Annotated in this window: 21 protein-coding genes, 1 pseudogene and 1 riboswitch; of the genes and pseudogenes, 17 read left to right on the top strand and 5 right to left on the bottom strand. The window is 41.6% G+C overall.

Features of this window, described 5'->3' with window-relative positions; all coding sequences use genetic code 11:
• Nucleotides 1–19: 19 nt before the first annotated feature.
• A complete protein-coding gene (gene gpt, locus B0185_RS00830) occupies nt 20–493 on the bottom strand; it encodes a xanthine phosphoribosyltransferase (protein ID WP_005705687.1) in 474 nt (157 codons plus the stop codon).
• A 190-nt stretch (nt 494–683) separates the two neighbouring features.
• On the opposite strand from gpt, the gene B0185_RS00825 reads away from it, so the two are divergent.
• The 6 genes from B0185_RS00825 (at nt 684) to rho (ending at nt 6,421) form a co-directional block, all read left to right on the top strand.
• Entirely contained in the window at nt 684–2,129 is a 1,446-nt protein-coding gene (locus B0185_RS00825) for an aminoacyl-histidine dipeptidase (RefSeq protein WP_005705814.1), read from the top strand.
• A gap of 103 nt (nt 2,130–2,232) precedes the next feature.
• The gene (locus B0185_RS00820; RefSeq protein WP_005705839.1) at nt 2,233–2,817 is read left to right on the top strand and encodes a LemA family protein; all 585 of its coding nucleotides are present in this window, start codon (nt 2,233–2,235) and stop codon (nt 2,815–2,817) included.
• Nucleotides 2,818–2,890: 73 nt separating this feature from the next.
• Entirely contained in the window at nt 2,891–3,340 is a 450-nt protein-coding gene (locus B0185_RS00815; protein WP_005705686.1) for a TPM domain-containing protein, read from the top strand.
• On the top strand, nt 3,337–4,140 hold the full coding sequence (locus B0185_RS00810) for a TPM domain-containing protein (protein ID WP_005705771.1): 804 nt from the start codon (nt 3,337–3,339) through the stop codon (nt 4,138–4,140). Before B0185_RS00815 ends, B0185_RS00810 begins: the two co-directional genes overlap by 4 nt.
• 62 nt (nt 4,141–4,202) lie before the next feature.
• Complete coding sequence (locus B0185_RS00805; protein WP_005705696.1) at nt 4,203–4,760, top strand: YtfJ family protein; 558 nt, start codon at nt 4,203–4,205, stop codon at nt 4,758–4,760.
• A gap of 398 nt (nt 4,761–5,158) precedes the next feature.
• The gene (gene rho, locus B0185_RS00800) at nt 5,159–6,421 is read left to right on the top strand and encodes a transcription termination factor Rho (protein WP_005705735.1); all 1,263 of its coding nucleotides are present in this window, start codon (nt 5,159–5,161) and stop codon (nt 6,419–6,421) included.
• A gap of 56 nt (nt 6,422–6,477) precedes the next feature.
• Here rho and metF read toward each other — a convergent pair whose 3' ends face one another.
• Nucleotides 6,478–7,356: a methylenetetrahydrofolate reductase gene (gene metF / locus B0185_RS00795; protein ID WP_005705608.1), complete on the bottom strand. Its 879-nt coding sequence runs from the start codon at nt 7,354–7,356 to the stop codon at nt 6,478–6,480.
• Nucleotides 7,357–7,596: 240 nt separating this feature from the next.
• Between metF and citD the strand changes: the two genes are divergently transcribed.
• From citD to rplY, 7 genes are all read left to right on the top strand, one after another.
• Complete coding sequence (gene citD, locus B0185_RS00790) at nt 7,597–7,884, top strand: citrate lyase acyl carrier protein (protein WP_005705747.1); 288 nt, start codon at nt 7,597–7,599, stop codon at nt 7,882–7,884.
• An 8-nt stretch (nt 7,885–7,892) separates the two neighbouring features.
• Entirely contained in the window at nt 7,893–8,768 is an 876-nt protein-coding gene (gene citE / locus B0185_RS00785) for a citrate (pro-3S)-lyase subunit beta (RefSeq protein WP_172461634.1), read from the top strand.
• A 12-nt stretch (nt 8,769–8,780) separates the two neighbouring features.
• Nucleotides 8,781–10,283 carry a citrate lyase subunit alpha gene (gene citF / locus B0185_RS00780; protein WP_005705758.1) on the top strand — a complete coding sequence of 501 codons (1,503 nt, stop codon included), beginning with the start codon at nt 8,781–8,783 and terminating at the stop codon, nt 10,281–10,283.
• Between the two features lie 20 nt (nt 10,284–10,303).
• Nucleotides 10,304–11,692: a triphosphoribosyl-dephospho-CoA synthase CitG gene (gene citG / locus B0185_RS00775; protein ID WP_039863061.1), complete on the top strand. Its 1,389-nt coding sequence runs from the start codon at nt 10,304–10,306 to the stop codon at nt 11,690–11,692.
• Between the two features lie 27 nt (nt 11,693–11,719).
• Nucleotides 11,720–13,171: an anion permease gene (locus tag B0185_RS00770; RefSeq protein ID WP_005705621.1), complete on the top strand. Its 1,452-nt coding sequence runs from the start codon at nt 11,720–11,722 to the stop codon at nt 13,169–13,171.
• Between the two features lie 152 nt (nt 13,172–13,323).
• A complete protein-coding gene (locus B0185_RS00765) occupies nt 13,324–14,592 on the top strand; it encodes a malic enzyme (RefSeq protein ID WP_005705841.1) in 1,269 nt (422 codons plus the stop codon).
• A 188-nt stretch (nt 14,593–14,780) separates the two neighbouring features.
• A complete protein-coding gene (gene rplY / locus B0185_RS00760; RefSeq protein WP_005705838.1) occupies nt 14,781–15,068 on the top strand; it encodes a 50S ribosomal protein L25 in 288 nt (95 codons plus the stop codon).
• 337 nt (nt 15,069–15,405) lie between these two features.
• Here rplY and B0185_RS00755 read toward each other — a convergent pair whose 3' ends face one another.
• The 3 genes and pseudogenes from B0185_RS00755 to B0185_RS00750 form a co-directional block, all read right to left on the bottom strand.
• Nucleotides 15,406–16,431: a phage integrase gene (locus tag B0185_RS00755; RefSeq protein WP_005705683.1), complete on the bottom strand. Its 1,026-nt coding sequence runs from the start codon at nt 16,429–16,431 to the stop codon at nt 15,406–15,408.
• Nucleotides 16,432–16,489: 58 nt separating this feature from the next.
• Complete coding sequence (locus B0185_RS10195; protein WP_005705832.1) at nt 16,490–16,663, bottom strand: hypothetical protein; 174 nt, start codon at nt 16,661–16,663, stop codon at nt 16,490–16,492.
• Nucleotides 16,664–16,953: 290 nt separating this feature from the next.
• A pseudogene (locus B0185_RS00750) lies at nt 16,954–17,741 on the bottom strand (hypothetical protein).
• 244 nt (nt 17,742–17,985) lie between these two features.
• Nucleotides 17,986–18,074, top strand: a riboswitch (TPP riboswitch).
• Between the two features lie 129 nt (nt 18,075–18,203).
• On the opposite strand from B0185_RS00750, the gene thiM reads away from it, so the two are divergent.
• The 4 genes from thiM to B0185_RS00730 are packed head-to-tail and all read left to right on the top strand — an operon-like array spanning nt 18,204 to nt 21,779.
• On the top strand, nt 18,204–18,995 hold the full coding sequence (thiM, locus tag B0185_RS00745) for a hydroxyethylthiazole kinase (RefSeq protein WP_005705919.1): 792 nt from the start codon (nt 18,204–18,206) through the stop codon (nt 18,993–18,995).
• Complete coding sequence (gene thiD, locus B0185_RS00740; RefSeq protein ID WP_005705923.1) at nt 18,988–19,797, top strand: bifunctional hydroxymethylpyrimidine kinase/phosphomethylpyrimidine kinase; 810 nt, start codon at nt 18,988–18,990, stop codon at nt 19,795–19,797. Before thiM ends, thiD begins: the two co-directional genes overlap by 8 nt.
• A gap of 10 nt (nt 19,798–19,807) precedes the next feature.
• Nucleotides 19,808–20,488, top strand: coding sequence for a thiamine phosphate synthase (gene thiE / locus B0185_RS00735; protein WP_005705892.1), 681 nt, complete (start codon nt 19,808–19,810; stop codon nt 20,486–20,488).
• Nucleotides 20,472–21,779, top strand: a complete 1,308-nt coding sequence (locus B0185_RS00730; protein ID WP_005705887.1) for an MFS transporter — start codon at nt 20,472–20,474, stop codon at nt 21,777–21,779. Before thiE ends, B0185_RS00730 begins: the two co-directional genes overlap by 17 nt.
• Nucleotides 21,780–21,846 lie beyond the last annotated feature (67 nt).

Raw genomic sequence — 21,846 nt, 5'->3', positions numbered from 1 at the left:
TCATTACCCATTTTGATGATTATTTTTTCGCAAGAGGTGGAACGAATTGGATGCCTAAATCCCAAGGCTGTTCAATCCAAGTTTCTTGAGGAATATCAATGACATAATCGTCTACTAACGGTGCACCTGCTGGTTTTGCGAATACGGTCACAAATTTCGCTTTTGGATACATTCTGCGAATTTCGCGAGCGGTGTTACCCGTATCAACTAAGTCGTCCACAACGATGAAACCTTCGCCATCCGTTTGTGCTGCGTGTAATACTTTTAACGCACCTTGGTTATCGTGATCGTAGCTTGCAATACATACAGTTTCAACGTGGCGAATGCCCAATTCACGTGCTAGCACTGCCGCTGGGAATAAACCGCCACGGCTTACGGCAATAATGCCTTTCCATTGTGAAGCAGGTAATAAACGCTCTGCCAATTTGCGTGCGTGCATATGGAACATATCCCACGTCACAACATATTTTTCATTTGTGTATTTTTCGCTCATAACTAGATCCCAAAATATAAAAAATCGACGAATTGAGGTTTCGCCGAATAAAAAAATTGCGTTATTCTAACCTAAAAATGACATTCGTGCTATTATTTCCCGCACATTCTTTCTCGCTTTTGAACATAAATATTTTACAAGCGGTAGAATTTTCTCGATATTTAACAGAAATAAACAAATGAGGTGTTATATGTCTGAAATTGCTTCTTTAAATCCACAAGCACTTTGGCAATGGTTCGATAAAATTTGTGCTATTCCCCACCCTTCTTATCACGAAGAGCAAATTGCTAATTTCATTGTAGATTGGGCAAAATCTCAATCCCTTTTCGTTGAGCGTGATGATGCAGGTAATATTTTAATTCGTAAACCCGCCACAAAAGGTATGGAAAATCGCCAAACTCTCGCCCTGCAAGCACACTTAGATATGGTGCCACAAGCCAACGCAAGCACAGTGCACGATTTTTTGAAAGATCCGATCCAACCTTACCAAGATGGCGAATGGGTCAAAGCTAAAGGCACAACCCTTGGTGCGGATAACGGCATCGGTTTAGCCTCTTGCCTTGCTGTGCTTTCTTCAACTGATTTAGCTCACCCAGAAATCGAGGTGCTTCTCACAATGAGCGAAGAAGTAGGAATGGAAGGAGCATTAGGCTTGCGTCCAAACTGGCTAACATCTAACATAATGATCAACACCGATACCGAAGATAACGGTGAAATTTATATCGGTTGTGCAGGTGGCGAAAACGTAGAAATCCACTTGCCTATTGAGTTTGAAAAAGCAGAAGGTCAAGCAGTGCAAATCACGCTGAAAGGCTTACGCGGTGGGCATTCTGGCTGCGATATTCACACCAACCGTGTGAATGCCATCAAGCTATTAATGCGAATCCTCTCAGATCTTTACCAAATAGAAGCCTTCCAACTGGTAAATATTGCGGGCGGTTCAGTACGCAATGCGATTCCACGAGAAGCTCACGCTACCCTTTTGGTTAAAGATGTGGCAAAAATTACCGCTTGCATTGAGCAACTACAAGCAAAATTCCAATCAGAATATCACTTAGCAGAACCGAATTTAACACTGGTTGCGGAAGCTACAAATTCAGCCGAAAAAGCCTTTACTGCAAAAGCAACCCAAACCGTATTGCAGTTCTTAACGCTGTTGCCAAACGGCGTGATCCGCAATAGTGATACGGTAAAAAACGTGGTGGAAACCTCACTCAGTATTGGCGTGCTTTCACTTCAAAATGAGCAATTAGTAGGCACGATTTTATCTCGTTCATTAGTTGAACACGGCAAAGAAGAAGTGCGTAGTCGCTTAAATGCCTTAGTACAATTAACAGGAGCAACGGTCGAATATTCAGGCAATTACCCTGGTTGGGAACCAGCACCAAATTCTGAAATTACGGCTCTCACGAAAAAAATCTATGACGAAGTGTTAGGCTATGAAGCTCAAATCAAAGTCATTCACGCAGGCTTAGAATGTGGCTTAATCAAAGAGGTATATCCAAATATGGATTTAGTCTCTATCGGGCCAACCATCCGCAACGCACATTCGCCAGATGAAAAAGTGCATATTCCGGCAGTACAGATTTATTGGGAATTGCTCACCAAATTATTGGCGAATGCACCGCAAAAATAAGGCAAAAAATCACCGCTTGTAAAGCTAGGTAATTTTTGTTGCCTTTTGGGGATTGTGCTATACAATCCCCATTTTCTTAACCAACTTTTACAAGGATAACTCAATGAAGAAAATTTTATGGATCGTACTCATCGCAATCGTAGGTTTAGGCGGCTACTCTATGACTAAATATAATGACTTAATGCGTGCCGAAGAAGATATTAACTCTGTTTGGGGTAACGTAGAATCTGCTTACCAACGCCGTGCGGATCTCATTCCAAACTTAGTCAATGCAGTAAAAGGGCAAGCGAATTTTGAGAAAGAGACACTAACCGCGGTAATGGATGCTCGCTCAAAAGCAACAGCGGTAACGATTAATCCAAACACCGCAACCGAAGATGAAATGGCGAAATTCCAAGCCGCTCAACAAGATGTAAACTCATCACTTTCACGTTTATTGGTGACGGTTGAGAAATATCCAGAATTGAAAGCTCACGAAGGTTTTTTAAACTTACAAGCTCAGCTTGAAGGCACAGAAAACCGCATCAATACTGAACGTAATAACTTCAATGCGGCAGTGAAAGAATACAACAAACAAGTACGTGAAATGCCAACCAAAATTGCAGCAATGATTATGGGCTTTAAAGCTAAACCACAATTTAAAGCCGAAGCGGGTGCAGAAAAAGCACCTGTGGTGAATTTTAATTAGTTTCCATTAGCGTAGGGCGTGTGCAACACGCCCTTACAAAAACAAATGATTGCTACAATACAAGGATTTTGCAATGCCCTCAATTCCTTTCTTCTCCAAAAAACTGCCCATTAGTACCAAACAAATCGAACAAGCTATTGCCCATTTAGAAACACAGACCTCCGCTGAATTACGTGTAGTAGTTGAGCGTAAAAACACGAGCAAATTCGATGCGATTGCTCGTGCCGAACAGCTTTTTGATGAGCTAAATATGCGAGAAACGCAAGATCATAATGGTGTGCTAATCTACCTTGCTTTTAAACCACATCATTTAGCGGTGATTGGCGATCAAGGTATTGACGAAAAAGTGGGGAAAGAGTTTTGGCAAGCGGTTTATGAAGCAATGAAAAAACAACTTCAATTAGGCAATTACACCCAAGCAATTTGCGATGGCATTGCTCAAATTGAAGAACAACTCGCCCGTTATTTCCCCTATCAAGCCAATGATGTGAATGAACTCCCAAATGAGGTGGTGATTAAATGATTAGCAAATTTTCTCAACATTTTTACCGCTTGTTTGGGCTATTTTTATTGTTTTTTAACTTAAACAGCTGGGCGGTTGATTATCCTAAAGCACCCGATCCGTTCTATTATGTGAATGATTACACCAACACACTCAGCCCTCAAGAATGGCGAACACTGGAAAATGCGTTGATTGAAAACCGCAATAAAACCAGCTCTCAAATTATTGTGGCGATTATCCCCACCACGCAAGGCGAAGAGATTGCTCAATATGCGACCAATTTATTCAACAAATGGGGCATTGGTCGAACCAAACATAACGAGAATAATGGTGTATTATTACTCGTTGCCAAAAATGACCGTAAACTCTTTATCGCAACAGGGCGAGGTATTGAAGGGGCACTGCCTGATGCAACGGTTTCAACCATTATTCGCCATAACATCACGCCTTATTTCAAACAAGAGCGTTATGCGGAAGGCATTGCCAACGGATTATCGGCAGTTATGGCAGCCATCAATGGTGAATACGCTGCTTACGACAGCTATGGCGAAGAACAACAACCGTTCGATGACATTAACGGGCTACTCTTTTTCTTAGGAGTGGGGTTGGTGATTTTTGTTATTTTCTATCCGCGTGGCAATAGCCGTTATGTTAGCCCAAGCACACTAGACCAATTAGGTCGAGAAATGATGCGAGCATCTCGCAGCAATAACGGATTTGGCGGCGGATTCAGTGGTAGCTTTGGTGGCGGAAGCCGTGGTAGCGGTGACAGCTTTGGTGGCGGATCTTCTGGCGGCGGCGGTGCTGGCGGAAGTTGGTAAATTCTCCCCCTCTTCCTCAAAGGGAGAGAGTAATAATACACTTTAACAACGAAGGAATTAATATGAAAAAATCCCTTTTCACACTTTTAACAAGTGCAATCTTATTAGGTAATACTGCTTTAGCACACAATCTCAAATTAGAACAATCTTTACCGCAAGTAAGCGTCTCAGATGAAGGTGAAATCGTATTGAAAGGCAAAGAAGTAGCATTTCAACCATGGAAATCGACCGCGTTAAATGGCAAAGTTCGCATTGTGCATCACTTAGCAGGCAGAAGTGCAGCCAAAGAGAAAAACCAAGCAGTCATTGATGCAATTAAAGCGGCTCACTTTAACCCAACCCAATATCAAACCACGACGATTATCAATGCTGATGATGCTATTGTAGGCACGGGTTTATTTGTTAAAAGCAGTGCAGAAAATGGCAAAAAAGAGAACCCTCATAGCCAAGTGGTGTTAGACGATAAAAGCTCTGTTAAAAACGAATGGGGTTTAAAAGGCAAAGAGAGTGCGGTTATTGTGTTGGATAAATCAGGCAAAGTGAAGTTTGTGAAGGAAGGTAAACTTTCGAGTGAGGAAATTCAGACTGTTATTGGTTTAGTCAAAAATTTAGTGCAATAATTGGTTTGCCCCGATAGATATTCTATTGTTCTGCACCCCAAAATCTGGACTAAACAACCAACTCACTAAGGTGCAGATTTTTTATGACCAAATACAATTTTCTTTTCAAACAATAAGTCATCAAATTTTATCTTCAAAATGGTAAAAACCGTTCACTCACCCGCAGGTATTTTCAATTTGCTGAAACAACATGAGAACGTTGGATTAACCAATTTAATCATAGTGGATTGGGAGTTTTTGTATGAAAATAGCGATAAAAGCGGTCTAAAATCAGAAAGAGTTTGCAATTTTTCACAACTTGGCGTATTCTTCTTATGTCAAATTTATAGCAGGAAGCTATATCTCCCACAGTAATATGATATCCAATCCTCATTATTTTTAACTTATCAAAAATTCCTATGCATCTTACTCAATTAAAAAATACCCCCGTTTCGGAGCTTGTCGAAATGGGTGAAAACCAAATGGGTTTAGAAAATTTAGCCCGTTTACGCAAGCAAGATATTGTTTTCGCCATCCTTAAACAACATGCAAAAAGTGGCGAAGATATTTTTGGTCAAGGCGTGTTAGAAATCTTGCCAGATGGTTTTGGTTTCTTACGTTCAGCTGATAGCTCTTATTTGGCTGGTCCTGATGATATTTATGTTTCGCCAAGCCAAATCCGCCGTTTTAATTTACAAACGGGGGATAAAATAGAGGGAAAAATCCGCCCACCTAAAGAAGGCGAGCGCTATTTTGCTCTACTTAAAGTTGATCTTGTTAATGACGACAAACCAGAAGTTTCTCGCAGTAAAATCCTTTTCGAAAACTTAACCCCTCTTCACGCCAACTCTCGTTTACGTATGGAACGTGGTAATGGCTCAACCGAAGATTTAACCGCTCGTATCTTAGATTTAGCCGCACCCATTGGTAAAGGTCAGCGTGCGTTGATCGTAGCACCGCCAAAAGCGGGTAAAACCGTTCTTCTGCAAAATATTGCACAAAGCATCACGCACAATTACCCAGAATGTGAGTTAATTGTGTTATTGATTGATGAACGCCCTGAAGAGGTAACTGAAATGCAACGTACCGTGCGTGGCGAAGTGATTGCTTCAACCTTTGATGAACCTGCAACACGCCATGTTCAAGTTGCCGAAATGGTAATTGAGAAAGCAAAACGTGCGGTTGAACACAAAAAAGATGTGGTGATTTTATTAGACTCTATCACACGTCTTGCTCGTGCTTACAATACCGTGACCCCTGTTTCAGGTAAAATTTTATCAGGTGGTGTAGATGCTAACGCTTTACACCGTCCAAAACGTTTCTTCGGTGCAGCACGTAATGTTGAAGAGGGCGGTAGCTTAACTATTATCGCAACAGCTCTTGTGGATACAGGATCGAAAATGGACGAGGTTATTTTCGAAGAGTTTAAGGGAACGGGTAATATGGAACTGCATCTTTCTCGTAAAATTGCAGAACGTCGTATCTTCCCAGCAATTGAATTTAACCGTTCTGGCACACGTAAAGATGACCTATTGATGAGTCCTGAAGAGCACCAAAAAACCTGGATGTTACGTAAAGTGCTTAACCCAATGGGTGAAGTTGAGGCAATTGAATGGTTAATTGATAAACTCAGTGTTGCAAAAACTAACGAAGAGTTTTTTGAAATTATGAAACGTTCATAGATAATAGGGGTGGGGATGTTATCCCCGCCCCTGATCATTTCTATTTTAAGAGCTTTCTAAGGTCTTACCCCTAAAGTATGACAAATCGCGTAGGTTAATTCTGAGCGGTTGAGGGTGTAGAAGTGGAAATCTTTTACGCCCTCTTTTGATAATACACGAACCATATCCATTGCGATGCTTGCAGCAACAAGGTTGCGTGTGGTTGGGTCATCATCCAAACCATCATACATTCTGTACATCCAATTTGGGATTTTTACGTTGGTAATTTTCGCCATTTTTTGAAGTTGTTTGAAGTTAGTCACAGGTAAAATTCCTGGTACGATTTCAACATCAATACCTACATTCACACAGCGGTCGCGAAAGCGGAGGTAGCTGTCGATATCAAAAAAGAACTGGCTGATTGCACGGTTAGCACCTGCATCCACCTTGCGTTTTAAGTTAATTAAATCTGCTTGTGCCGATTTTGCTTCAGGGTGAACTTCAGGGTAAGCGGCAACAGAAATATCAAAATCTGCCACTTCTTTTAATAGAGCCACTAAATCGGATGCATAAAAAGGTTTTTTCGCGTAGCCTTTGGGTTCATCACCGCGTAAAGCTACGATATTACGGATACCGTTATCCCAATAATCTTTGGCAATCTGGCGTAACTCGTCAGGCGTTGCGTCAATCCCCGTTAAATGCGGTGCAGCGATGAGCCCTGTTTCTTGTTGAATACTTTTTACGATGCTATGTGTGCGATCACGCTCGCCTGAGTTTGCCCCATAAGTAACGGAGACGAATTTCGGTTTAAGTGGTGCAAGACGAGAAATAGAATCCCACAGTAAATTTTCCATTTTTTCATTTTTAGGTGGAAAAAATTCAAAAGAGACGTTAATTTTTCCGTTTAAATCTGCGATGTTTTGGTTTAAGTGATCGATGTCTGTTGCAAAGCTCATAGCTACCTCGGTTATTCTGTAAAATCGAAATTAATTTCACTTTAAATGGATTAATTTATTAAAGCAAGCTCATATTTTTAGGATTTAATATGAAATCTATTCATACAAAATATTTTTTTTGATATACATCAAGAGTACCCATTTATTATTAGATTTTTGATAAAAAATCAGTAGAATGCTCAGGAATTATTTTTTCACTGAAATAAACCACTTTTGTTAATTTGAAATAAGGAACGCATTATGCAGATAACCAAAGCTGCCGTAGCTGGCACATTAGAATCTAGCGATGCACAAGTGCGAATTGCACCGGCTAATACGCTTGAAATTGAACTTAATAGTTCGGTAGATAAACAATTTGGCGACGACATTCTTGCCACTATTCACGATGTGTTAAAACAGTTTGAAGTCTCAAACGCCCAAGTGATCGTGGAAGATAAAGGGGCATTAGATTGCGTGCTTCGTGCAAGATTAAAAGCCGCATTATTACGTGCAACCGATGAGCAAATTAACTGGGAGAAAGTGCTATGAGCCAACCAATTAAATTAAGAAGAAGTATGTTGTTTGTGCCAGGTTCAAATGCTGCGATGATCAGCAATACTTTCATTTATAAACCTGACGCTATTATGTTCGACCTTGAAGATGCGGTGGCGTTAAAAGAGAAAGATTCCGCACGTATCTTAGTCGCTCACGCCTTACAACACCCACTTTATCAAGAGATTGAAACCGTTGTGCGTGTAAACCCATTAGATTCTGAATTTGGTTTAGCTGACTTAAATGCCGTTGTGCGTGCAGGCGTTGATGTGGTGCGTATGCCAAAAACGGAAACCGCACAAGATGTAATTGATATGGATCACGAAATCACTGAAATCGAAAAAGTGTGCGGTCGTAAAGTGGGATCAACCAAAATGTTGGCGGCAATTGAATCGCCATTAGGCATTACCCAAGCAAACCAAATTGCGACGGCTTCTAACCGTTTAATCGGTATCGCATTAGGGGCAGAAGACTATGTGCGTAACTTAAAAACTGAGCGTTCTCCAGAAGGTATTGAGTTATTATTCGCTCGTTGCTCAATTCTCCAAGCTGCTCGTGCTGCAGGCATTCAAGCATTCGATACGGTTTACTCAAATGCAAACAACGAAGAAGGTTTCTTAGCAGAAGCAGCGTTAATCAAGCAATTAGGCTTTGATGGTAAATCGTTAATTAACCCTCGCCAAATTGAGTTACTTCACAACTTATTCGCACCAACACAAAAAGATGTGGATCAAGCAAGACGCATTATTGACGCAGCAGAAGAAGCTGAACGTAACGGTTTAGGTGTCGTTTCATTAAACGGTAAAATGATTGATGCACCAATTATTGACCGTGCGAAACTCGTTCTTGAACGTGCAAAATCTGGTATCCGTGAAGAGTAAGGGGAATAAAAAATGACAACTCGTGAACAACGTATCGAAAAATTCAATGCAGGTCGCCCAGTTTATCAAGCGGTGCCAAAAGCAGAATCTCTTGCACGTACAGCAAAAGACCGCAAAATTTGCGATAGTCTTGAAGATGCTATCCGCCGTTCAGGCTTAAAAGATGGAATGACCGTTTCATTCCACCACGCTTTCCGTGGCGGTGATTTCGTAGTAAATATGGTGATGAACAAAATTGCGGAAATGGGCTTTAAAAACTTAACCTTAGCTTCAAGCTCGTTAATCGACAGCCATTTTCCAATTGTTGAGCATATCAAAAATGGTGTAGTCACCAAAATTTACTCATCAGGTTTACGCGGTCAATTAGCGGATGAAATCTCAAAAGGTATTTTGGCTGAGCCCGTAAACATCCATTCTCACGGTGGTCGTGTTCACTTAGTAAAATCAGGGGAGTTGAAAATCGACGTTGCCTTTTTAGGTGTGCCTTGCTGTGATAAATTCGGTAATGCCAACGGTTTCACAGGCAAAAGCAAATGTGGTTCATTAGGTTATGCACGTGTTGATGCGGAATATGCGAACAAAGTGGTGTTATTAACGGAAGAATTTGCTGAATATCCGCACCATCCAATCAGTATTGCTCAAGACCAAGTGGATTTAATCGTTCAAGTTGATGCCGTTGGCGATCCGAAAAAAATCGGTGGCGGGGCAACTCGTATGACTACAAACCCACGTGAATTGTTGATCGCACGTAAATGTGCAGAAGTGATCTTCGGTTCAGGCTATTTCAAAGATGGTTTCTCATTACAAACAGGTTCAGGCGGTGCAGCTCTTGCGGTAACACGTTTCTTAGAAGATAAAATGGTACGTGATGGTGTGACAGCAGACTTCGCATTAGGTGGTATCACAGCAAGTATGGTTGCCTTGCACGAAAAAGGTTTGATTAAGAAACTGATCGACGTGCAAAGTTTTGACTCTGTCGCGGCAGAATCTCTTGCTCGTAACCCAAATCACATTGAAGTATCTGCAAACCAATACGCAAACTACAGCTCAAAAGGGGCTTCTGTTGAGCGTTTAGATGTGGTAATCCTTTCAGCACTTGAAATCGATACCAAATTTAACGTGAACGTATTAACAGGTTCTGATGGTGTGATTCGTGGTGCATCAGGTGGTCACTGTGATACTGCCTCTTCTGCTCAGGTGGCAATTATTGTTGCACCGTTAGTACGTGGTCGTATCCCAACTGTAGTGGAAAACGTCATTACTTGCGTGACACCAGGGGAAAATATCGACATTTTAGTAACCGATCACGGTGTAGCGGTGAATCCAAAACGCCCAGATTTAATCGAAGCATTAACCAATGCGGGTATTCAATTGTTCACGATTGAACAACTTTGCGAACGTGCATATAGCATTACAGGTAAACCGAAAGAGATCGAATTTACCGATAAACCTGTTGCAGTCGTGCGCTACCGTGATGGTTCTGTGATCGATACTGTATATCAAGTAAAAGCGTAATTTTACGTATGACAAGCGGTATGATTTTCAGTAAATTTCGCAAAACGTTTTCATTGAGAGGGCAAACCATTTCTCTCGAGCAGCTGTTAGATGCTCGAGAGAGTCGTGCCAACTTACAGCAACAATGCCTTGAGCAATATGGCGAAACGTTGCTTTCGCTGACGTTGTTAGCCGTAGGTGGCGTGAAAAAGAATGCGTTACTTGATGAAATTTTTGCAAAAGCTTTAGAAAATCTAACCGCTTTATTTCAAACATTGGGCGTGGAAATTACCGCCCAATTTATTCGCCCGTTAGAAACAGGGCATGAAGCATTATTTGTACTGCCTATTGATGCCACATTATTAAAACAAGCTGCAATGCAATTGGAAGACAGTTCTCCACTTGCACGCCTTTGGGATATTGATGTGATTAACCGTAATGGCAAATTATTAAGCCGTGCGGATTTTGATTTTCCGCCACGTCCTTGCTTGGTATGCAATGATAACGCCAAAAGCTGTGCTCGTTCTCGTAAGCATAGTTTTGATGAAATTTTTGCAGAAATGCAACGCCGCGTGCAAGCGGTGGATTTTGCCGAGCAAATTGCAGAATTTGCTTATCAAGCATTAGTGAGTGAAGCTCGTCTTTCTCCCAAGCCTGGTTTAGTAGATAGTATAAATAATGGTTCGCACCGTGATATGAATTTACAGACCTTTGAGCGAAGTGCATTGGCGTTGAAGCCGTTTTTTGCTCGCTTTGTATTGGAAGGAGTGAAAACTGCAGAGCAGCCAAGTTCGCAAATTTTAGCTCAAGTTCGACCGCTTGGTTTACAAGCTGAAAAAGCAATGTTGCAAGCAACCCATAATGTGAATACGCATAAAGGGGCGATTTTTGCCTTTGGGTTAGTTTGTACGGCGATTGGGCGTTTGTATCAACAAAATAAACAGACAGAAAGCGTTGCGTTAATTTGCGAAACGGTGGCGGAATTGGCTAAAGGATTGTGTGCGGAATTGCAAAATATTACAAAAAATCAACCGCTTACCGCAGGCGTGCAATTGTTCCAACAATATGGTTTAACGGGGGCAAGAGGCGAGGCGGAGAGTGGTTTTGAACTGGTTCGCCAAACGATAGATTTCCTTGCAAATATAGAGGTAAATTCCCTTGAGCATCAATGGTTAATCGCTCTGGTTTATTTAATGCGGTTTAACCCCGATACAAATGTAGTGTATCGTGGTGGAATGGACGGACTTGTTTTTGTTCAGCAAGCAGCGGAAAATCTGCTTAAAAACCAAGCGGTATTATTGAACGAAAAGGCGTTAAAAACCGAATTAAGCCAATTGGATCAGGCTTGCATTGCGAAAAACCTCAGCTCAGGTGGCAGTGCGGATTTATTGGCATTACTGATTTTTTTTAAACATTACCTTAATCTTTAACTTTCAATCTTTTATAGAGGTGAACTTATGGCTTTATCTAAAGCTCAGAAAACCGCGGTGTTGCTTGCAATTCCCGTGATCTTCTTCTTGTTGCCTGCACCAGAGGGGCTGTCTCTGATTGCGTGGCGTTTATTAGGTATCTATATTGCAACTATAGTTGGTTTGGTGATCAAACCATTCGGCGAGCCAGTCTTATTATTGGCAGCAGTTGCCGCATCTGCCGCAACCATTGGTAATACAGAAGGGGCAAAAGAGCTTGTGAAAGTGAGCCAAACACTTTCAGGTTATCAATCAGGTACAACTTGGTTAATTTTCACTGCGTTTACATTAAGTTCTGCATTTGTGATTACAGGTTTAGGTAAACGTATTGCATACCATATGATTAACTGGTTCGGTAGCACCACATTACGTATCGGTTATGTGAGTATGTTCTTGGATTTATTATTATCTCCTGCAACACCATCAAATACAGCACGTGCAGGTGGTATTGTTTTCCCAATTATGAACAGTGTGGCGGTAGCATTAGGTTCAGATCCCGAAAAATCACCTAAATTAGCGGGTCGTTATTTAATGATGAACGTGTATATGTCGGTAAAAACCACCTCATACATTTTCTTAACTGCAATGGCACCAAACGCATTAGCACTTGAGCTAATGTCGCCAATTTTAGGCATCAAATTAAACTGGGTAGAGTGGTTCTTAGCCGCTTCTGTACCAGGTTTATTATGTTTATTCATTATTCCGTTTATCTGTTATATCATTGCAAAACCTGAATTAAAACAAGTAGATAACAAAGCGATTGCGAAAAAAGGCTTGGAAGAGTTAGGTCCAATGTCTTTCCGAGAAAAATCATTAGCGGTGTTATTCGTGCTAGCACTATTTGGTTGGATTTTCGCCGATTTCTTACACGTAAATGCAACAACCATTGCGTTAATCACCATGGTGCTTTGCATTGTATTAAGCATCGTATCTTGGGATGATGTGCGTAAAAACAAAGCCGGTTGGGATACCTTAATTTGGTACGGTGGTATCATCGGTATGTCAAGCATCTTAGATAAAGCAGGTTTCTTTACGTGGTTAGCAAAAACCCTTGAAAACTATCTTCAATTTGAAGGTCAAGGTGGATTAGCGTTAATCATTATCTTAATTTTAAGTGTATCTGTACGTTACTTGTTTGCATCAGGCGGTGCTTATGTTGCTGCGATGGTGCCAGTATTCGCAACAGTAGGTAAAGTGGCGGGTGCACCAGTTGAATTATTAGCGTTAGGCTTATTATTCTCTAACTCTTACGGTGGTTCTGTAACGCACTACGGTGGTGGTCCAGGTCCAATCACATTTGGTGCGGGTTACAACGACATCAAATCTTGGTGGATTGCAGGTGCAGTGGTTGCATTCGGTAGCTTAATCATTCACGCAACTTTAGGTCTTGCGTGGTGGGAATACCTTTTCAGTGCAGGCATTTTACCTTCAGTAAACTAATTATTTCTTAATCAACTAGCGGTGGAATTTTGTAAAAATTTTGCAAAACCTCACCGCTTTTTGTTATCTTATATATCATATTTAACTTATCTTTCTTAATTTGATAAAAACCTCTACATTCATCCCCTAACACAATAAAATAAGGACATAATATGAGCGATTTAAAACAAGAAGCCCTTGATTTTCACGAATTTCCAATCCCAGGTAAAATCTCTGTGACACCAACTAAAAACCTTGCAACTCAGCACGATTTAGCTCTTGCATATTCACCTGGCGTGGCAGAGCCTTGCTTAGAAATTGAAAAAGATCCTGCCACAGCAAGCCGTTATACTGCTCGGGGTAACTTAGTGGCTGTTATCTCAAATGGTACAGCGGTATTAGGATTGGGCAACATTGGGGCATTGGCATCAAAACCTGTTATGGAAGGTAAAGGCGTCCTTTTCAAAAAATTTGCAGGCATTGATGTTTTCGATATCGAAATCAACGAAACCAATCCTGAAAAATTAGTTGATATTATCGCTTCTCTTGAGCCGACCTTTGGTGGGATTAACCTTGAGGATATTAAAGCACCAGAGTGTTTCTACATCGAAAAAACATTACGTGAACGTATGGGCATCCCTGTTTTCCACGATGACCAACACGGCACAGCAATTATCGTGGGGGCTGCTGCATTAAATGGCTTACAAGTAGTGGGCAAAAAAATTGATGAAGTGCGTTTAGTAGTAAATGGTGCGGGTGCATCAGCTATTGCGTGTACCAACTTGCTTCGCTCATTAGGCTTCAAGAAAGAGAACATCACAATGTGTGACTCGAAAGGGGTGATCTTCCAAGGTCGTGGCGATAAAATGGATGAGACTAAACAGTTCTATGCTATCGAAGATAATGGTTGGCGTACCCTTGCAGATGCAATTAAAGGTGCAGATGTGTTCTTAGGTTGCTCAAAAGCAGGGGCATTAAGCCAAGAGATGATCAAAACGATGGCAGATACTCCGTTAATTCTTGCACTTGCAAATCCAGTGCCAGAAACAACTCCGCACGATGCGAAAGCAGTACGTCCAGATGCGGTTGTATGTACTGGTCGTTCAGACTATCCAAACCAAGTAAACAACGTGCTTTGCTTCCCATTCTTATTCCGTGGTGCGTTAGATGTTGGGGCAACCGCAATCAACGAAGAAATGAAAATGGCAGCCGCTCACGCCATCGCAGATTTAGCGAAAGAGCCTGTACCACTTGAAGTGATTTCAAACTACGGCCACTTATCATTCGGTGCGGATTATTTAATCCCAACGCCATTTGATCCGCGTTTAATCGTGCAGGTATCATCAGCGGTTGCAAAAGCTGCAATGGAAAGCGGAGTCGCAACGCGTCCAATTACCGATTGGAATGCTTATGCAGAAAGATTGAAAAAATTGACCGCTTAATCTGAATTTTGCAAAAGAGATAGCCGAAAAGCTATCTCTTTTCTTCATTTTCAGGCTTGGCATTTAGACGGAAAGTGTGTAAAATACGTCCCGACTTTTTGTCAATTATTCATGAAAATAGCTGGGTCGCCTGCTATTTTTTATTTTTAACGGAATGAAAATTCCATTTATTTAAAGAGAATTACACTATGTCATTCAAATTTGAAGCTGAAGTTCGTACAGCGCAAGGTAAGGGTGCGAGCCGCCGCCTGCGTCATGCTGGTCAAGTTCCTGCAATCATCTACGGTGGTAATGCAGAACCTGTATCAATCGTTTTAAACCACGATAACGTAAACAACGCACAAGTTCACGATGCGTTCTACAACGAAGTATTAACTATCGTTGTAGCTGGCAAAGAAGAAAAAGTGAAAGTACAAGCAATTCAGCGTCACCCAACTAAACCAAAATTAGTTCACTTGGACTTCAAACGTGCATAATGCGTAAAAAATCTAGTTAAATCAATAAGTTAACTAGAAAATCTTTTCCGAAACTATTAGCAATTTCTCTGATTTTTTACCTAATAAAATCAATATTTTGCGAAATAGTTTCGGAAATTTTTTTGGCATATAGTAAGCACACCTTTTAAAAACAAAAACGCCTTGCGTTTTACCGCAAGGCGTTGATTTTCAAATGGTTTTAAAGTATCTAACTTTGCTTTAGATATTAGCCTTTGTATTTCCTTAATGCCTTGTAAATCAATAAGTGCTGATTTATAAAGAGATTTTAAAGGTAAATAACAAGAAATAAAGGGAAATAGAAAAAGCTGATCGCCACTTAATCGCCACCGTTTTGGCGATTTTCTAGTGGGTTGAATGTTAATGCACTTTCTAGATGAGATGGGGCAAAATGTGAGTAAACCATCGTCATTTGTATGTCGGAATGACCGAGTATTTGTTTTAGCACCAATATATTTCCACCGTTCATCATAAAGTGTGAGGCAAAGCTATGCCGTAGCACGTGGGTGAGCTGGTTTTCTGGTAGCTCAATGTTTGCCATTTTTATTGCTTGTCTAAATGCAAAAGGAGTTGCTTCTTTGAAGAGATGTCCTTGTTTTTTAGGAAGTTCATCATAAAGTGCTTTTGATATTGGTACGGTTCTGTTTTTTCCACCTTTGGTTTTGATAAAAGTGACTTTATGCGGAATCAGTTGTGATGATTTCATATTTACCGCTTCCGACCATCTTGCACCAGTAGCAAGACAAAGTTTTACAACGAGCAATAAATCGTTGTTGATTTTTGCACAGGCGTTAAGTAAACGGTCGATTTCTGGCCCGCGTAAGAAAATCAGTTCTTTTTCCCGAAATTGTTTTAAGCCATTGAGTGGATTTTCGCCTTTGAATTTACCAAAGCGTTTGAGTTCATTGAACATAGCTTTAAAAATAGAATGTTCAAAGTTGATTGTACTTTCTTTTACTTGAGTACGATGTTTGGTATTTTTGAAAACAATTTCACCGTTTAACCGTTTTTTTCGGTAATCAGCAAACATTTCAACGGTAAAATCTTTAGCATAAATATCGCCAAAGGCTTGTGCCATTAAGGATAATTTTTCTCGATACATATCGCCCCTTGCAAGGGTTTGACCGTGTAGGTCATACCAGAGTTGCACCAGTTCTGATAGGCGCATCGGTTCTTCGTGTGTTTGAGTGGTAATGAGCTTGTAAAGCGGTGAATTTTCTTGTTTGATGGCGTTGTAATAGCGTAGTGCTTCGCTTTTGCTCTCAAACCATTTTCTTTTGCGTTTACCTTCAATGTAGGCTTCTGCTAGCCATTTTCCCTTTGTTTCGTCTTTGCGTACTGCCATGATTGCCTCCTAAAACTTTCCAAACCGATCTCGTTGCATATATAACTGCTCAAACCGCTTATTGGCCATATTCATCCCTTTTTCGCACTTTGCGGAAGGCGTTTTCGATGCGGATTTTGTGAAAGTGAACGGTTCGCCACGCATCACTAATGATCAAGGCTTCACAGGTTGCCATTCCGTAGTATCTGCCCGTGCGGAGGCTTAATTCATCCTCTTCGGTGGTGACAATCAATTCTCCTTTGATGAGGTTTACATCTTCAATGCCTCAAGCTGATTGATGTCGTCAACCGCTTCCTGTGGCAGGATTGCCGTATGGGTGAAAAGTGGGAGGGTTAAGAGGAGGTAGAGGGATTTTTTCATAAGAATTTCCTTATTACATATAGTAAAAAGCCCTCGTGGGATGTGAGCTAGCAAAAATTTTTGCATAGTTTCGCAAATTATTTTGCATAGATAATCTCCAAAACCCTATGCAAAATAAAATGCAAAAACCCTCTTTAAATTGGCTTTAAAGAGGGGTTAAATTTAGAACTTATAAATCATATTATCTTCATAAATTCCATCTTTGGAAGCAGATGCTTTAACCACAATTCGCTCATATCCCTCAAACGCCTGCCAATTATCTGTCTTGCTCTCCTGCATATAGTCCAGATAACGAATGAACTTACTTTTCGTACTGCTGAAGAAGATATAAGGCGGTTTGGTGAGGTTGATTAGGCGTAAAAAATCAATCAAATCAAAGTAAGTCGCTTGCTTATAACTTTCTTGACGCGTGCATAAGTAAGGCGGATCAAGCAATAACAACACCTTTTCTTAGATCTAATAGCGTGGAATCAGTTTATGAAATGACTCGCTGACAATCTCAATGCCATTTAAATAGCCATCAGCCGTGAGGTAATCACTTTGGCGAATACAGTTCTAGAAATCTTTAGCAAATAATGCCTCAAAACTACCAACTTGCTGACCTGAAAATAGCAACCAAGAAGCCAAGCAATTTAGGTCTTTATAACCATTAAATTATTGATTTTATTGATAATTTTCGCTTTGATTTCTTTGCTTAACCGCCCATTTTTTGGTATAATGCCATGTAAGTTATCAAAAATAATTTGGCGTAATCGGTTGATGTCGTCAATGTGCTTTAATCGCTCGGTGTAGCCATCAAAATCGTTATAAATCACAGTTGCTTTTGGTTTGAGCTGTTTTGCTGTATGGCTTAATAAACCACTACCACCAAATACGTCCACAATCGTCCAACCTTCACCCTCTCCATCAATATATTTGTCTAACACAACTTTGACATACTTGAGAAACATGCGTTTCTGACCTACAAATGGCAATGATGCAGCTTTAAATGTTGTTTGTTATTATCCCTTTTCTCATTTATTCAGACAAACGGGCTGAATAAATATGAGTGGTTAAAAAATGAGTTTAGGAAAAAATGGGAGGGCTTCGGAAATGAGATAAAATTGAGGTGTGTAAGTGTTTGATTTTATAGGGAAATTCAGAGCCAATATAATTGTTCTTTATTTTTCTTAAAAAGAAGCGTAAACTTCATCCAATTTTTAGTCGGGGTGCCGAAAGGCTGAGATGATACCCGTGAACCTGAAACAGTTAGCACTGACGTAGGAAACTAATATGCCACATATTCAACCTTTCTCTATCACGATTTTATCGTGTTTATTTTCCCAATTTTCTACATTTTATTACACCCGCTAATTGCTCACTGTGAATAGCGGGCGTTTTTGTTTATTTTATATTCAATACAAGGAATGCTTATGCAATCAATTTATCTCGCCAAAATCCGTGAGCAGAATCCGCTCATTCATAACATCACCAACATTGTGGCAGCGAATTTTAGTGCCAATGGCTTGTTGGCATTGGGGGCTTCGCCATTGATGTCGGCAAATATCGAAGAAATGCAGGAAGTGCCGAAAATCAGTCAAGCGTTAGTCATTAATATCGGTACGCTGATTGGCAAGGAGCGGGAGGCGATGTTGTTGGCGGGTAAAACCGCGAATGCGGTTGGGATTCCTGTGGTGTTAGATCCTGTGGGGGTGGGGGCAACCAGTTATCGCCGTGAGACCATTCGTGAGCTGTTAGCCGAGGTAAAATTTGCCCTGATTCGTGGCAATGCGGGCGAACTGGCTGCGATTGCAGGTGAGGAATGGCAGGCAAAAGGTGTAGATGCAGGGCTGGGCGAAGTGGATTTAAAAGCCGTTGCCGAGAAAGTAGCTCAACGCTATGGCTGTACGGTGTTGATTAGTGGGGCGGTGGATATTGTCAGCGATGGCACACAAACGGCGACCATTCACAACGGCACGCCATTGTTCCCGAAAGTCACGGCTTCGGGCTGTTTATTGAGTGCCGTGTGTGCTGCATTTTTAGCGGTAAGTGAAGGAAATTATTTTTCTGCAACATTAGAAGCCTGTGTAGCATACACCATTGCTGGCGAGCGTGCGGCACAAAGCTTAACCACACAAGTGGGGCAATTCCAAATCCGTTTGTTGGACGAACTTGCTGCCCTTTCCCCGGAAACCATTAGACAAAGAGGGCGTATTAATGAGTAACGTGAAACAAGTTTTAACTATCGCAGGGTCAGATAGTGGCGGTGGTGCAGGCATTCAAGCGGATCTCAAAACCTTCCAAATGCAAGGCGTGTTTGGTACTTCAGTAATTACGGCAGTTACGGCACAAAATACTCTTGGTGTGTTTGATATTCACACGATTCCGCTGCCAACCATTACCGCCCAGCTGCAAGCGGTCAAAAATGACTTCCAAATTGCAAGTTGCAAAATCGGTATGTTGGGCAATGCAGAAATTATTGAATGCGTCGCAGATTTTCTTGCTGATAAACCATTCGGCATGTTAGTGCTAGACCCTGTGATGATCGCCAAAGGCGGTGCACCGTTATTACAACAGCAAGCGGTAAGTGCGTTAAGCCAAAAATTGTTGCCGTTGGCGGACGTGATTACACCAAACATTCCCGAAGCGGAAGCGTTAACGGGGATTGCGATTGTGGACGACACCAGTATTCAACAAGCCGCAAAAGCGTTGCAAAAACAGGGGGCGAAGAATGTGATTATTAAGGGCGGACATTCGCTCAATTCGCAAAGTGAGCTGTGCCAAGATTGGGTTTTACTTGCAGATGGTCGTCATTTTACTTTGAAAAGCCCCCGTTTCAACACGCCGCATACACACGGTACGGGCTGTACCTTTTCCGCCTGTTTAACCGCAGAGTTGGCAAAAGGCGAACCGTTGCAAAGTGCGGTGAAAACAGCGAAAGATTTTATTACCGCTGCGATTTCTCACCCGTTGAATATCGGGCATGGACACGGGCCGACAAATCATTGGGCTTACAGTCACCTTTAAGGATTGAAAGATGAAAAATATTCAAAAAATCTTACCGCTTTACTTTGTGGCAGGCACGCAAGATTGCCGTCATTTGGGCGAGAACTTATCAGAAAATTTATTATTCGTGCTAAAACAAGCGTTAGAAGGCGGGATTACCTGCTTTCAATTTCGGGATAAAGGCAAATTTTCGTTAGAACATACGCCCTCAGCACAAAAGGCATTGGCGATGAGTTGTCGTGATTTGTGCCGTGAATATGGTGTACCGTTTATTGTGGACGACAACGTTGATTTGGCGTTGGAAATCGAGGCGGATGGCATTCACGTTGGGCAAAGCGATATGCCCGTTGCGGAGATTCGAGCTAAAACAGATAAACCGCTGATTATTGGTTGGTCGGTGAATCGTTTAGATGAGGCGAATATTGGGGAAAATTTAGCGGAAATTGATTATTTTGGAATTGGCCCGATTTTTCCAACGCAATCGAAAGAGAATCCGAAGCCAACACTAGGAATGGCGTTTATTCAAACTCTGCGAAATGCGGGCATAACGAAACCGCTTGTGGCAATTGGTGGAGTGAAGTTAGCTCATGTTAAAACCTTACGAGAATTTGGGGCAGACGGTGTGGCAGTAATTACAGCCATCAGTCACGCAAAAAATGTTAAAACAGCAACAAAAGCATTACGGGAGGCAAGCGATGAATACGCAAAATAGTTTAAAACAGGTCGCGACAGCGACAATGGTCGGCACCGCAATTGAGTATTTCGATAACTATATTTACGCAATGGCTGCGGTATTGGTATTTAACCATCAATTCTTCCATGCCGCAGATCCACTTTCAGGGCAGATTGCCGCCCTTTCCACTTTAGCACTCACTTTTATTGCTCGTCCTTTGGGAGCAATATTGTTCGGGCATTTCGGTGACCGTTTCGGGCGGAAAAATACTTTTGTGATGAGCTTACTGTTGATGGGCGTTTCCACTGTGGTTATCGGTTTGTTGCCAACTTATGACAGCATCGGTATTTGGGCGACAATTTTGCTCTGTTTATGCCGTATTGGGCAAGGTATCGGTTTAGGCGGCGAGTGGGGCGGTGCTGCACTAGTTGCGGTCGAAAATGCCCCTGAAGGTAAACGCGGTTGGTATGGTACTTTCCCACAACTGGGTGCACCGCTTGGCTTGTTGTTGGCAAATGGCGTATTCTTAGGCATTACGGCAATTTTCGGACAAGAAGCTATGGCGGAATGGGCGTGGCGGATTCCATTTTTATCTTCTCTGATTTTGGTCGCTATTGGCTTGTATGTGCGTCTAAAACTGACTGAAGCCCCGATTTTTCTCGCCGCACTCAATAAACCGCAGCCAAAACGCTTACCAATGTTGGAAGTCATCACTACTCATTTCAAGCCGTTTTTCTTAGGAATGTTGGTTTGTATTGCCGGCTATGTGCTGTTCTACATTATGATTGCCTTTAGCCAAATTTATGCAAAATCTGCCCCAACAGTATCAGAAGCAGGCTATGCGATGGGATTGGGATTTTCCCCGCAAATTTTTACCGCTTTATTGATGGCAAGTGCGGTTTCTTTGGCAATAACCATTGCCGCTTCGGGCAAATATATCGACAAAGTTGGTCGTCGCATTTGGCTGATTTGGACAACTGTTGGCGTTGCGATTTTCGGCTTAGCTTTGCCATTCTTCCTTGAAAACGGCACTACCGCCAGCCTATTTTGGTTCTTGTTTATCGGAATGGGACTTATCGGTATGGGATACGGCCCACTTGCTAGCTTCTTGCCTGAGCTTTTCCCAACTCACGCCCGCTATTCAGGTGCATCGCTCACTTACAACATCGCAGGCTTGTTTGGCGCAAGTGTTGCGGCAATCATTGCCTTACCGCTGAATGCACAATACGGGCTAAAAGGTGTCGGGATTTATTTAACCCTAAACGCTGTATTGAGCTTGGTTGGGTTGTGGTTTATGGAGGAGACAAGAGATAAAGGCTTAACGCATTAAACAGTAAAGACAATCCCTTTTCTTTTGGGTTTTAGGCTATAATACGCTAAATCTTTTAGAAGGAATC

It is taken from the genome of Haemophilus parahaemolyticus (genome assembly GCF_002015035.1).
GTDB classification, from domain to species: Bacteria; Pseudomonadota; Gammaproteobacteria; order Enterobacterales; family Pasteurellaceae; genus Haemophilus_A; species Haemophilus_A parahaemolyticus.
The sequence above is the reverse complement of the archived record's forward strand: the minus strand, read 5'-3'. Positions and strand labels throughout refer to the sequence as shown.

Bases quoted from the DNA above. Each gene is read 5' to 3' on its own strand.
- B0185_RS00770 (WP_005705621.1), top strand. From the start codon at position 11,720: ATGGCTTTATCTAAAGCTCAGAAAACCGCGGTGTTGCTTGCAATTCCC.
- B0185_RS00765 (WP_005705841.1), top strand. From the start codon at position 13,324: ATGAGCGATTTAAAACAAGAAGCCCTTGATTTTCACGAATTTCCAATC.
- B0185_RS00805 (WP_005705696.1), top strand. From the start codon at position 4,203: ATGAAAAAATCCCTTTTCACACTTTTAACAAGTGCAATCTTATTAGGT.
- metF (WP_005705608.1), bottom strand. From the start codon at position 7,356: ATGAGCTTTGCAACAGACATCGATCACTTAAACCAAAACATCGCAGAT.
- B0185_RS00755 (WP_005705683.1), bottom strand. From the start codon at position 16,431: ATGGCAGTACGCAAAGACGAAACAAAGGGAAAATGGCTAGCAGAAGCC.
- B0185_RS00815 (WP_005705686.1), top strand. From the start codon at position 2,891: ATGCCCTCAATTCCTTTCTTCTCCAAAAAACTGCCCATTAGTACCAAA.
- thiE (WP_005705892.1), top strand. From the start codon at position 19,808: ATGAAAAATATTCAAAAAATCTTACCGCTTTACTTTGTGGCAGGCACG.
- B0185_RS00810 (WP_005705771.1), top strand. From the start codon at position 3,337: ATGATTAGCAAATTTTCTCAACATTTTTACCGCTTGTTTGGGCTATTT.
- citG (WP_039863061.1), top strand. From the start codon at position 10,304: ATGATTTTCAGTAAATTTCGCAAAACGTTTTCATTGAGAGGGCAAACC.
- citF (WP_005705758.1), top strand. From the start codon at position 8,781: ATGACAACTCGTGAACAACGTATCGAAAAATTCAATGCAGGTCGCCCA.
- B0185_RS00825 (WP_005705814.1), top strand. From the start codon at position 684: ATGTCTGAAATTGCTTCTTTAAATCCACAAGCACTTTGGCAATGGTTC.
- citD (WP_005705747.1), top strand. From the start codon at position 7,597: ATGCAGATAACCAAAGCTGCCGTAGCTGGCACATTAGAATCTAGCGAT.
- rho (WP_005705735.1), top strand. From the start codon at position 5,159: ATGCATCTTACTCAATTAAAAAATACCCCCGTTTCGGAGCTTGTCGAA.
- thiD (WP_005705923.1), top strand. From the start codon at position 18,988: ATGAGTAACGTGAAACAAGTTTTAACTATCGCAGGGTCAGATAGTGGC.
- B0185_RS00820 (WP_005705839.1), top strand. From the start codon at position 2,233: ATGAAGAAAATTTTATGGATCGTACTCATCGCAATCGTAGGTTTAGGC.
- B0185_RS00730 (WP_005705887.1), top strand. From the start codon at position 20,472: ATGAATACGCAAAATAGTTTAAAACAGGTCGCGACAGCGACAATGGTC.
- gpt (WP_005705687.1), bottom strand. From the start codon at position 493: ATGAGCGAAAAATACACAAATGAAAAATATGTTGTGACGTGGGATATG.
- thiM (WP_005705919.1), top strand. From the start codon at position 18,204: ATGCAATCAATTTATCTCGCCAAAATCCGTGAGCAGAATCCGCTCATT.
- rplY (WP_005705838.1), top strand. From the start codon at position 14,781: ATGTCATTCAAATTTGAAGCTGAAGTTCGTACAGCGCAAGGTAAGGGT.